Genomic DNA, 12,374 nt, shown 5'->3' on the forward strand with positions numbered 1-12,374 from the left:
ATGGCACGGTTTTTCATCGACCGCCCCATCTTCGCATGGGTCGTCGCGCTCGGCATCCTGCTCGCCGGCGTGATCGCGCTGCGTGCGCTGCCGATCGAGCAATATCCCGAAGTCGCTCCGCCTTCCCTAGCAATCAACGTGACCTATCCCGGCGCCGACGCGCAGACGCTGGAGCAGAACGTCACGCAGGTGATCGAGCAGCAGCTCAACGGCGTCGAAGGCTTCCTCTACATGGATTCTTCCAGCGGCTCCAACGGCACGGCGACGATCACGCTGACGTTCGAGGCCGGGACCGATATCGATATCGCGCAGACCGAAGTGCAGAACCGGCTGAGCACGGTCGAGGCGCGCCTTCCCGAAGAAGTCCGCCGACAGGGCATCACGGTGCGGCAGGCCAACGCCGGCTTCCTCATGATCGTGGCGCTGACGTCCGAAAGCGGCAGCCTGACGAGCACCGACCTCGGCAATATCGCCACCAATCAGGTGGTCGACGAATTGCGCCGCGTGCCCGGCGTGGGCGATGTCACGCTGTTCGGCTCGTCCTACGCGATGCGCATCTGGCTCGATCCCGACGCGCTGGCTTCGTATAACCTGTCGCCTGCTGCCGTGCTTGCGGCGATCCGCGAGCAGAACGCGCAGACCGCCGGCGGCGCGATCGGCGCGCAGCCGCTCGCCGACGGGCAGCAGATCAACGCCACGATCACCACCGACGGCCGCTTCACCACGGTCGAGGAATTCGAGAACATCATCCTGCGCGCCAACAGCGGCGCCGCGGTCGTGCGGCTGGGCGAGGTCGCGCGGGTCGAACTCGGCGCGCAGACCTACGCGACCTCGACCGAGCTGAACAACCAGCCGATGGCGGGCATGGCCATCCAGCTCGCCACCGGCGCCAACGCGCTGGAGGCGGCCGAAGGCGTCAAGCAGCGGATGGCAGAGATCACGCCCGGCCTGCCCGGCGATACCAGTTGGTCGATTCCCTACGACACCACCCCCTTCGTCGAAGCCTCGATCGAAGAGGTGGTCAAGACGCTGGCCGAAGCGATGGTGCTCGTGTTCCTCGTGATGTTCCTGTTCCTGCAGAACTTCCGCGCCACGATGATCCCCACGCTCGTCGTCCCGATCGCGCTGGCCGGCGCGTGCCTCGGCCTGTGGTTGTTCGGATTTTCGATCAACGTCCTGTCGCTGTTCGGCATGGTGCTCGCCATCGGCATTCTGGTCGACGACGCGATCGTGGTGATCGAGAACGTCGAGCGCATCATGCGCGAGGAGGGGCTTCCGCCGCTCGAAGCCACGCGCAAGGCAATGGGCCAGATCACCGGCGCGATCGTCGGCATCACCCTGGTGCTGATCGCGGTGTTCGTGCCGATGGCGTTCTTCCCCGGATCGACGGGCGGAATCTATCGCCAGTTCTCGGTCACGCTGGCGATCGCGATTTTCTTCTCGGCGTTCCTGGCACTGTCGCTCACCCCCGCGCTGTGCGCCACGTTCCTGAAGCCCATCGCCCACGATCACGGCGACGAGCCGGAGATCGATCACGAGGCCGAAGCGCAGCCCGGCTGGCGCGGCCGCTTCGCCCGCGCCAAGCGCAAGGCGGGCAACTTCTTTGCCGGCTTCAACCGCTGGTTCGGCCGCATGCAGGAGAAGTACGGGCGTGCCAACGACCGCATTCTTGCGCGCCCGTTCCGTGCCTTCGCCGTGTTTCTCGTGCTCGTGGCGGTGACGGTGCTGCTGTTCTTCCGCCTTCCCACCGCGTTCCTGCCGACCGAAGATCAGGGCTTTCTGATCACGGCCGTTCAGGCCCCTCCGGGCGCGACGCAGGAACGCACCGACGAAGCACTCGAGCCGATTACCGACTTCTGGCTCGGACGCGAGGAGGTCCAGAACCTCGTGGTCGTGCGCGGCTTCAGCTTCTTCGGGCAGGGCCAGAACAACGCGATCATGTTCGCCTCGTTCAAACCATGGGGCGAGCGGACCGGCGAAGGAAGCAGCGCCGGGGAAATGCTCGAAGCGTCGATGGGCCAGTTCATGCAGAACGATGGCGCAACGGCGTTCGTGATCCAGCCGCCGGCGATCCAGTCGCTCGGTACGGCGAGCGGCTTCACGCTCAAGCTCCAGGATCGCGGCGGCCTGGGCCGCGAGGCGTTGATGGCGGCGCGCGATCAGCTTCTCGGCATGGCTTCGCAGAGCGCGCTGGTCGCCAACCTGCGGCCCGAGGATCAGGGCCCCAGCCCCGAACTCGCGGTCGATATCGACCGGGTCCAGGCACGCGCGCTCGGCCTGTCGCTGGCCGACGTCAACGCGGCGCTCTCGATCACCTTCGGCTCCGCCTATGCCAACGACTTCAACCGCGAAGGCCGCGTGCTCCAGGTACTGGTCCAGGCCGATGCGCCTTATCGCATGACGCCGGACGACGTCCTGTCGCTGCGCATCCCTAACCAGCAGGGCGAACTCGTGCCGTTCAGCGCCTTCGCCACCGCCGAGTGGTCGGCCGCGCCGGCGAGCCTGTCGCGCTACAACGGCTATCCGGCGATGACCCTGTCGGGCATGGCCGCGCCGGGCGAATCCTCGGGCGCCGCGCTGGAGGAGATGGAACGGCTCGCCAGCCAGTTGCCGCAGGGCATCGGCTACGAGTGGACGGGCATCTCGTTCGAGGAAAAGCAGGCCGGTGGCCAGATCGGGCTTCTGCTCGGCCTGTCGGTGGTCGTGGTGTTCCTCGTGCTCGCCGCGCTCTACGAAAGCTGGGCGGTGCCGCTGGCCGTGCTGCTGATCGTCCCTATGGGTGTGCTCGGATCGGTGCTGTTCTCGATGCTGCGCGGGCTGTCGGCCGACGTCTATTTCAACGTCGGGCTCATCACGATCATCGGCCTCGCTGCAAAGAACGCGATCCTGATCGTCGAATTCGCGATCGAGGAAGAGGAACGCGGCAAGCGGCGGATCGACGCGGTGAAGGCCGCAGCCCGCCTGCGCCTGCGCCCGATCATCATGACCTCACTCGCGTTCACGATGGGCATGGTCCCGCTCGTGCTGGCGAGCGGCGCGGGCGCGGCCAGCCGCGCGGCGGTCGGCACCGGGGTGATGGGCGGGATGATCGCCGCGGCATCGCTCGGCATCTTCCTGATCCCGATGCTTTACCTCCTGGTCCGCCGGAACATCAGCCGCAAGCAGCCGAGCGCGGCCGGGCATATGGAAGATGCGCCGGCGCCGGCCAGCACGCCAGACACCGGCCCCGAGACCGGTGGGGAGCCCGCACGATGAAACGCCTGATCCCTATGGTCCTGCTGTCCACCGCGCTGACGGGTTGCGCCAACTTCGCGCCCGAGCACACCCGGCCCGAACTGGCGGTCTCGACCGCCTACGAGAGCGAATACCGGCCCGACGGCAGCGCAGTTGCCTCGCAACTTTCCTACCGGGACTGGTTCGTCGACCCGCGGCTGGAGGGGTTGATCGCGAGCGCGCTCGAGAACAACCGCGACCTCCTCGCCGCGACCGCGCGGATCGAGCAGGCGCGGGCGCGCTATCGCATTCAGGACAGCCGCCGGCTTCCCACAGTGGTCGCGGACGCCAGCGGCGTGCGTACCCGCCAGTCGCTTGCCGGCAATCCGACGCTGGGTGGCGGCATCGGCGGAGACCCGAGCGAGCCCGCGCCGGAAGCGCCCGCCACCATAACATTCAACCGGTTCGATGTCGGGGTGGGCGTCAGCGCCTTCGAACTCGATTTCTGGGGCCGCGTGGCCAACCTCAGCGAAGCGGCGAGGGCAGAATATCTCGCCACGATCGCCGCGCAGCGCGCGTTCTACCTTTCGCTCATCGCCGACACCGCGACGACCTATTTCGAGATCGTCGAGACCGAGGAACAGATCGCACTCGCCGAAGCGACCGCCGACAGCCGCCGCGAAGGGCTGAGGATCGAGCGGCTGCGGCTCGACAACGGCGTCACCTCCGCCTTGCCCTATCGCCAGGCGGAAACGCTGCTGACGCAGGCCGAGCAGCAGCTCGCGAGCGAGCGGCTGGCGCTGGCGCAACTGCGCAACCAGCTCGCCGTACTGGTCGGCGGAACGGTGCCCGAGGGCCTGTCCCAAGGCCTGACGCTGGCCGCGCAGGGTGACGAGCGCCGCCTCGCCGCGGGCCTTCCCTCCGACCTGCTGCTCGCCCGACCCGACATCGTCGCCGCCGAAGAGCAGCTTCGCGCCGCGCGCGCCAATATCGGCGCGGCGCGGGCGGCGTTCTTCCCGACGATCTCGCTCACTGGCAGCGCGGGTTTCACCTCCGACGATCTCGACGGGCTGTTTTCGTCCGACGGTTTCGGCTGGAGCTTCGGCCCGACGATCAGCCTGCCGATCTTCGACTGGGGCGCACGAGAGGCCGATCTCGACCTCGCCCGCGCGCTGGAGGTGGAGCAGGTCGCCAACTACGACCGCACCGTGCAGACCGCTTTCCGCGAGGTGTCCGATGCGCTTGCCGGCCGGCGTTACCTCGCCGAGCAGGTCGAGACATTGGAGCGCGCGCTCGACGCGCAGGAACAGATCGCGCGCATTGCCCGCCTGCGCTACCGCGAAGGCGTGGCGGATTATCTCGAAGTGCTCGACGCCGAGCGCAACCTGTTCAGCGCGCAGCAGCAACTCCTCGCCACCCGCCGCGCCTGGCTCCAGAACCGCGCGACGCTGTTCGTCGCGCTGGGCGGCGGGTTCGAGCAACCGAGCGGCGAGAGCATCGACTGATTCTGGCGCGCGCAAAAGGGCGCCCTCGCCTGAACGCTCCATACCGTTTGCCCTGCGCTAGCAGAACTTGCGACTTGCGTGAGGATCGGCTTGAGAACATAATAAGAACATTATGGTCGAATCGCCAAGGTTACGCATCGCTTCTCCTACAGCGCCTTCGCCGCCTTTGGTGGATACGCTGGCGCTCGGTGCGCCGCTGGCCGACGCATGGTTGAACGGCGGGTTGCGAGGCGATGGGGTGCATGAACTCTATGCGGCGCCCGATGGCGAACCCGGCGCCGCGGCGGGGTTCGCATTGCTGCTCGGGGCGCGGGCCTGCGGCAGCGCGCGGCCGCTGATGTGGCTGCGCATCGCCAGCGGCAAGCCGCACGGACGGCCTTACGCGCCGGGGCTCGCAGAACTCGGGCTCGATCCCGACGCCGTGCTGCTGGTGGAACTGCCCGACTTCCATGGCCTGCTGATCGCGGCAGGCGAAAGCGTGCGCCATGGCGCGGCTGGCGCGGTCGTGATCGAGATCCACGGCCGCGTGCCGCAGCTCGATCTCACCGCTTCGCGCCGGCTGGCGCTGGCGGCGGAGCGCGGAGGCTGCATGGTACTGATCGTGCGCACCGGCGCCGCCCCGATGCCGAGCGCCGCACATACGCGCTGGGAAGTGGCGAGCGCCCCTTCCGCGCCGCTCCCCGCCAATGCCTCGGGGCACCCCGTGTTCGACCTCAGGCTGCTGCGCCAGCGTGGCGGGCGCGACGGGCTGCATGTGCAACTGGAATGGAACCGTGAGCAAGCTGTCTTCAAGGCGCCGCTATCTGGCCGCCCATCTGCCGTTCCTGCCGGCGGAACGGCGGATCGCCAGCGGCACCGCGCCGCCTGACGCGCCTTTCGCCGTCACCGAGAACCAGCGCGGCGCGCTGCGGATCGTGGCGCTGTCGTCGGCTGCGGCAAGACTCGGCCTGTCGCCGGGCATGGCGCTCGCCGATGCCCGCGCACGGGTGCCGGAGCTCGCGGCGTTTCCGCACGATCCGGCAGCCGACCGTGCGCTGCTGCTGTGGCTGGTCGAAGCGTGCGAGCGCTATACGCCCACGGTCGCCGCGGCGGGGGATACGACGCTCGCGCTCGATCTGACCGGCTGCCTGGATGCCGAAGGGATCGCCCGCGATCTCGCCGTCCGGCTCGCCCGGCGGGGGTTGCAGGCAAGGCTCGCGCACGCCGCCACGCCCGATGCGGCGCTGGCGCTGGCACGGTTCGGAGTGGACGATGCCGCCAACCTCCCCGTCGCGGCGCTCGGCCTCGGCGACGAGGCGCATCTCGCACTCGCACGCGCCGGACTGCGCACGATCGGCGATCTCGCCGCCCGTCCGCGCGCGCCGCTCGCCGCGCGGTTCGGGCGCGAACTGCCGCTGCGGCTGGCGCGGCTGCTGGAGGAAGAGGATCGGCGCATTACCCCGCACCGTCCGCCGCCCGCGGTATGGGCCGAACAGCGTTTCGCCGAACCGATGGCGACCACGAGCCCGCTGCTTGAGGTGATCGAACGGCTGGCGCTGGACCTCGAGGGCCAGCTCGCCCGGCGCGGCGCGGGCGGGCGGCGGTTCGATGCCGCGCTGTTCCGCACCGACGGCCATATCGCGCGGCTGTCGGTCGCTTGCGGCAGGCCTTTGCGCGATCCACCCGCGATCCGCGCACTGTTCGCCGAGCGGCTGGAATCGCTGGCCGATCCGCTCGATCCCGGCTTAGGCTACGACATGGTTCGGCTGGCCGCGCCGCTGGTCGAGCCGCTCGATGCCGAGCAGCCCGATCTGGCGGGCGAAGATGCGGCGAAGGCGGACCTCGCCCCTCTGCTTGACCGGTTGCGCGTCCGCTTCGGGGTCAACAGCGTCAGCCGCTTCCGCCCACGCGACGAGCACCTGCCCGAACATGCCGCCGCGCGCGCACCGCCCGAAGCCGGACCCTTCGCCTGGCCCAGCCCCGAACCGGGCGAACCACCGCTGCGCCCGCTGTTCCTCTACGATCCGCCCCAGCGCGTGACCGTAATCGCCGAGGTGCCCGACGGCCCGCCACGCCGCTTCGGCTGGCGCGGGCGGCAGCACCGCGTGGTCCGCCACGAAGGCCCCGAGCGCATCGCCTACCCGTGGTGGAAGCATCCCGACGGACACGGCCCGACGCGCGATTACTACCGCGTGGAAGACGATGCCGGACAGCGTTTCTGGCTCTTCCGCCACGGCCTCTACAGCGAAAACGGCAATCCGCAGTGGTACGTCCACGGGCTGTTCGCATGAACGAAGGTGCGCCCTTCTACGCGGAGCTGGCGGCGGCGACGAGCTTCTCGTTCCTGCGCGGGGCGAGCCAACCTTCGGACATGGTCGCGCGCGCGCTCGAACTCGGCCATGCGGGTATCGGCATCGCCGACCGCAACACGGTGGCGGGCGTGGTGCGCGCGCATGTCGCATTGCGCGAGGCGTGCGAGAAGGCGGAGGAGGAAGGGCTGGTACCGCCCGCCTTCCGCCTGCTGGTCGGCGCGCGGCTCGCCTTCGCCGACGATACGCCCGATATCATCGCCTATCCCGTATCGCGGCATGGCTGGGGGCGGCTGACGCGGCTTCTCACCACCGGCAACCTGCGCGCGGCGAAGGGCGATTGCATTCTCCACGAGTGCGACCTGTTCGATTTTCTCGAGGACCTGCAGCTGATCGTGCTGCCTCCGGCGAGCGATGCCCTGCTCGCCCGCCTCGCCTCGGCCGCGCCGGGCCGCGTCTGGCTGGGCGCGACTATGCTGCGGCAGGGGCGCGATGCCCGCCGCCTCACCCATCTGCTCGATCAGGCGAAGCGCACCGGGGTGCCGCCGATCGCGCTCAACGATGCGCTCTATGCCGCCCCCGAAGCAAGGCCATTGCACGACGTGATGACCGCGATCCGCGAGAAGACGACCGTGCAAGCCGCCGGGCGCAGGCTCGCCGCCAACGCCGAGCGGCACCTCAAGGCCCCGGCCGAAATGGCGCGCCTGTTCGTCGCCGCGCCGCAAGCGCTGGCAGCGATCGAGGACTTCATGGCCGGTATCGCCTTCGTCCTCGATCACTTGCGATACGAGTATCCGCACGAGCCGGTGCCGCACGGTTACACTCCGCAGCGCTGGCTCGCGGAACTGGTGTGGAGCAAGGCACGCACACGTTGGCCCACAGGTATTCCCGCCAAGCTGCAAAGGATGCTGCGCGAGGAACTGACGATAATCGCTCGTGCGAAGTACGCCCCTTATTTCCTCACCGTCCACGACATCGTCGGCTACGCCCAAGCTAAAGGGATATTGTGTCAGGGGCGCGGGTCGGCCGCCAATTCGGCGATCTGCTTCGTGCTCGGGATCACCGCGGTGGATCCGGCGAAGCACGACCTGCTGTTTTCCCGCTTCATCTCCACCGAACGCAAGGAGCCGCCCGACATCGACGTCGATTTCGAGCACGAGCGGCGCGAGGAGGTGATGCAGTACGTCTACAAGCGCTACGGTCGCCACCGCGCGGGAATCGCCGCCACGGTGATCCATTACCGCCCGCGCAGCGCGGTGCGCGAGGTGGGCAAGGCGCTGGGGCTGAGCGAGGATGTGACCACGCGGCTCGCGACCACCGTGTGGGGCAGCTACGCCTCCACTTACGAGCGCGAGCGGTGTGTCGAAAGCGGCCTCGACCCCGACAATCCGGCCATCGCGCGGGTCAACGCGTTCGTCATGCAAATCCTCCACTTCCCCCGCCACCTGTCGCAACACGTGGGCGGTTTCGTGCTGACGCAGGACCGGCTCGACGAGACGGTGCCGATCCACAATGCCGCGATGGATAAGCGCACCTTCATCGAGTGGGACAAGGACGATATCGACGCATTGGGCCTGATGAAGGTCGACGTGCTCGCGCTCGGCATGCTGACCTGCATCCGCAAGGCCTTCGCGCTGATCGAGACGCATATCGGCCGGCAATACCGGCTCGACAGCGTGCCAGGCGAGGCGCCCGACGTGTTCGCCATGCTCCAGCGCGGCGACAGCGTGGGCGTGTTCCAAGTCGAGAGCCGAGCGCAGATGAACATGCTGCCGCGCCTGAAACCGAAGGAATTCTACGACCTCGTGGTCCAGGTCGCGATCGTGCGCCCCGGCCCGATCCAGGGGGACATGGTCCATCCCTACCTGCGCCGACGGCAGAAGCTGGAGAAAGTCGAATTTCCCTCTCCGGCCCCGCCGCACCCACCCGACGAACTGCGTACCCTGCTGGGCAAGACCTTCGGCGTGCCGCTGTTCCAGGAACAGGCGATGAAACTTGCCATCGTCGCGGCGGGGTTCACGCCATCCGAAGCCAACAAATTGCGCCGCGCGATGGCGACTTTTCGCAACCTCGGGAAGATGGACACGCTGGAGGAGAAGCTCGTCGGCGGAATGGTTTCGCGCGGTTACGAACGCGATTTCGCGCAGCGCTGCTTTCGCCAGATCGAGGGCTTCGGCAGCTACGGCTTTCCCGAAAGCCATGCGCTGGCCTTCGCCCGACTGGTCTGGGTCTCGTCCTACATCAAGTGCCGCTACCCGGCGGTGTTCGCCGCTGCGCTGCTCAACTCGCAACCGATGGGCTTCTATGCCCCCGCCCAGATCGTGCGTGACGCACGCGAGCACGGGGTCGAGGTACGCGAGATCGACGCGAACCACAGCGATTGGGACAATGCTCTGGAGCCTGGGGAAAGTGGCGCTTGGGCGGTGCGGCTGGGTCTGCGCCAGATCGAGGGTTTTCGCGAAGACTGGGCGGACGAAATCGCAAAGCATCGCCCCTACGTCACCGTCGAGGATCTCGCGCGCAAGGCGGGCCTGCCGCAACGCGCGCTGCGGCTGCTGGCCGATGCCGACGCCATGCGCTCGATCGGGCTCGACCGGCGCGAGGCGCTGTGGGAAGCGCGGCGAATGCCGTCCGGCGAACTGCCGCTGTTCGCCGCCGCCCGTGCACGGGACGACAGGGCGCGCGAACTCGGCACCGAACCGTCCGCCGCGCTCCCCGCAATGGCGTTGTCGGAGCAGGTCGCCGCCGATTACCAGACCACCCGCCTGTCGCTGAAAGCGCACCCGATGGCGTTCCTGCGCCCTGCGTTCGATGCCGAAGGCGTGTCGCCCTGCGCCGCGCTGCGCGATCGGCGCAACGGCGACAAGGCGAACGTGGCGGGCGTCGTGCTGGTCCGTCAGCGACCGGGCAAGGGCAATGCGATCTTCGTCACGTTGGAAGACGAAGGCGGGATCGCCAACGTGGTCATCTGGGCACGGCTGTTCGAGCGCTTCCGGCGCGAAGTGATGGCCGCGCGGCTGATGCTGGTCGAAGGCGAAGTGCAGAAGAGCCCCGAGGGCGTGATCCACCTGATGGCGAGCCGCATCCACGACCGCACCGCCGAACTCTCGCGGCTATCCGAGACGCACGATCCCGACCCGCTGCTGTCGCGCGCCGACGAATTCCTCCATCCCCAGCATCCGCGCAACGTGCGGCTCCTGCCCAAGTCGCGCGATTTCCATTGAGCACCGGGTTAACCCGCTCCCCGCTTTCCGCGCATTGAGTGGGAGCCATAGTCCGTTATGGCTATATCCTTCCGGGTCGAAGCGCCGAAGCAATACCGATATGCCTCTCACCCGTTACCGAAAGGCCAATTGATGCGTGGAATGCAGCCATCGACAACCGTTCGCTTTCCCCGTCGCAAGAGGTGCTCGTGACCCGCGTCGCGATCATCGGACCGGGAGCGGTTGGCGGCACGATCGCGGCATGGCTGGCCAACGTCGGCCATGATGTACGGTTATGCGCACGCACGCCGTTCGAGCGGGTGCGCCTGACACATCCCGCCGGCGTCATCGATACCGCTCTGCCAGTCCATACCGATCCCGCAGATGCCTCATCGGTGGATGTCGTAATCTCCGCGACCAAGGCTTACGACAGCGAAGCAGCCGCGCAATGGCTGCCTCACCTGCTCGACGATCACACGATCCTGGCGGTTTTCCAGAATGGTGTCGAACACCGCGAGCCCTTCTCCCATGCGCTGGAAGACACCCGTCTGGCGCCCGCTGTGGTCGACATCCCTGCCGAGCGGGAGGCGCCCGGTGTGATCGCACAGAGACGCTTCGGGTCGATTACTCTGGCAGATGATGCGCCAGGTCGTTCGGTCGCCGGGCTGTTCGCCGATACGCCGATCGAAACAGTGTTGACCGATGATCTGTTGACGGTCGCGTGGCGCAAGCTGGCTTTGAATTGCGCGGGAATTGTGAACACGATCACCTTGAAGCCCGCTGCCATCGCACACGATCCGGACGCGGCGCTGGCCATGCGCATGCTGATCGCGGAATGCGCTGCCGTAGGCAGAGCCGAAGGCGCCAATCTCCCTTCCTCGCTGATTGAGGAGGTCATTGACCATTGCCGGGCGGCCGCACCCGATTCCATCAATTCCCTCCATGCCGATCGTCTTGCCGGCCGCTCGATGGAGGTCGACGCGCGCAACGGCGTGATCGTCAGACTCGGCCGACTGCACGGCATTCCTACTCCGGCAAACGAACTGGCAATCGCGCTATTGAAGTCGACAGTATAGCCTGAACCGAGGCATCTTTCAGCTCGCAGACCACAGCTGAACCGCGAGCCCGCCGCCCGAAGAGCGCGAGTTGCCGCCCAACATCACCAGAAGCCTCGATCAACAATTGTGAGAAGAGCATCCTCTTCCGGCAATCACCGATCTAGCTGAAAATAAAAAGCCCCGCGATCCGATCAGGAGCGCGGGGGCAAATTTGCTAAAGATGGTTGCGGGGGTTGGATTTGGTCGTTGGCGAACAATGGCCGTAGCCGCCTGAGCTAACGCCGTCGCCCGGAGCGTGGCGCGCCGAATTCCGCATCACTTCTTAAGACGCCTCACCCGCAGAGCTTGACGCTTCGTGGGCCTAGCTGATTTCGCAGTTTTCCGTCAGTCTCTCTAATTCGAAGGGTAATCGCGGGAAACAGGTCACAAAAGTAACAAGCCAGTGATATCAGCCTCTTAGCCGGTCACATTTGGGGAATTCAGAGGTCATCAGATTACCCTAAGTAAAGGTAATATTTGCATCAAATAAAAGGTCATTAAATCAATGAGATGACCTTTGGACGGAGAATTTATTCCCTGAGATGACCTCAGCGGGGTCACATCAATATCACCCGCAAATCAATGGCTTAGGGTGGCGGAACGAAGGCAGGTGACCAATATTACCCAAGCGCCGCGCATAGCCCCTACCGCAGCATCGGCGAGGATCAGCCAAACTCGCATAATCTCCGATCAAGAAGCCGAAGGCGTGGCGTGGGGGCGAGCGCGACGCTCGGGGTGGCGGGGGTGGCACTGCCCTCAGGCGGTGTTCCGCTTTCGTTCTTGCCCGACTCGGTCGCGCCGGGGCATTGAGGGGGGATGGCCGACTACACGAGCCCGAAGCCGGTCGACCCGGTGTTCTATCAGCCGAACGCCTACCTGCGGATCCATTGCCGCTGCGGGCGGCGCGCGACGTATCCGGTGCGCGACTTCGCCCGGTTCCACCGCCTGCCCGCCACTCTCCAGTTCTACGAGCTGATCAAACGACTGCGATGCGAGATATGCCGCCAGCGCCCTATCTCGGCCGACGTCAGCCGTTTCCCATAGCCCCGGCACCATGCGTGAGGTACG

The 12,374-nt window shown here is 67.0% G+C and carries 7 protein-coding genes; all 7 read left to right on the plus strand.

What is annotated here, in order from left to right; translation table 11 throughout:
• The 7 genes from ACE3QC_RS06705 (at nucleotide 1) to ACE3QC_RS06735 (ending at nucleotide 12,350) form a co-directional block, all read left to right on the plus strand.
• A complete protein-coding gene (locus ACE3QC_RS06705) occupies nucleotides 1–3,255 on the plus strand; it encodes a multidrug efflux RND transporter permease subunit (RefSeq protein WP_374406481.1) in 3,255 nt (1,084 codons plus the stop codon).
• Complete coding sequence (locus tag ACE3QC_RS06710; protein WP_374406483.1) at nucleotides 3,252–4,718, plus strand: efflux transporter outer membrane subunit; 1,467 nt, start codon at nucleotides 3,252–3,254, stop codon at nucleotides 4,716–4,718. The genes ACE3QC_RS06705 and ACE3QC_RS06710 overlap by 4 nt, the downstream gene beginning before the upstream one ends.
• A gap of 169 nt (nucleotides 4,719–4,887) precedes the next feature.
• Nucleotides 4,888–5,586, plus strand: a complete 699-nt coding sequence (locus tag ACE3QC_RS06715) for an ImuA family protein (protein ID WP_374406485.1) — start codon at nucleotides 4,888–4,890, stop codon at nucleotides 5,584–5,586.
• Entirely contained in the window at nucleotides 5,492–6,988 is a 1,497-nt protein-coding gene (locus ACE3QC_RS06720; protein ID WP_374406487.1) for a DNA polymerase Y family protein, read from the plus strand. The genes ACE3QC_RS06715 and ACE3QC_RS06720 overlap by 95 nt, the downstream gene beginning before the upstream one ends.
• Nucleotides 6,985–10,230: an error-prone DNA polymerase gene (locus ACE3QC_RS06725; protein ID WP_374406489.1), complete on the plus strand. Its 3,246-nt coding sequence runs from the start codon at nucleotides 6,985–6,987 to the stop codon at nucleotides 10,228–10,230. The genes ACE3QC_RS06720 and ACE3QC_RS06725 overlap by 4 nt, the downstream gene beginning before the upstream one ends.
• A gap of 188 nt (nucleotides 10,231–10,418) precedes the next feature.
• Entirely contained in the window at nucleotides 10,419–11,285 is an 867-nt protein-coding gene (locus ACE3QC_RS06730) for a 2-dehydropantoate 2-reductase (RefSeq protein WP_374406491.1), read from the plus strand.
• Between the two features lie 837 nt (nucleotides 11,286–12,122).
• The gene (locus ACE3QC_RS06735) at nucleotides 12,123–12,350 is read left to right on the plus strand and encodes a hypothetical protein (RefSeq protein ID WP_374406493.1); all 228 of its coding nucleotides are present in this window, start codon (nucleotides 12,123–12,125) and stop codon (nucleotides 12,348–12,350) included.
• Nucleotides 12,351–12,374: the final 24 nt, after the last annotated feature.

This window comes from Pelagerythrobacter sp. (assembly GCF_041912895.1).
In the GTDB taxonomy this organism is placed as follows: Bacteria; Pseudomonadota; Alphaproteobacteria; order Sphingomonadales; family Sphingomonadaceae; genus Pelagerythrobacter.

Excerpts from the sequence above, each read along its gene's own strand:
- ACE3QC_RS06710 (WP_374406483.1), top strand. The coding sequence starts at position 3,252 with ATGAAACGCCTGATCCCTATGGTCCTGCTGTCCACCGCGCTGACGGGT.
- ACE3QC_RS06735 (WP_374406493.1), top strand. The coding sequence starts at position 12,123 with ATGGCCGACTACACGAGCCCGAAGCCGGTCGACCCGGTGTTCTATCAG.
- ACE3QC_RS06705 (WP_374406481.1), top strand. The coding sequence starts at position 1 with ATGGCACGGTTTTTCATCGACCGCCCCATCTTCGCATGGGTCGTCGCG.
- ACE3QC_RS06725 (WP_374406489.1), top strand. The coding sequence starts at position 6,985 with ATGAACGAAGGTGCGCCCTTCTACGCGGAGCTGGCGGCGGCGACGAGC.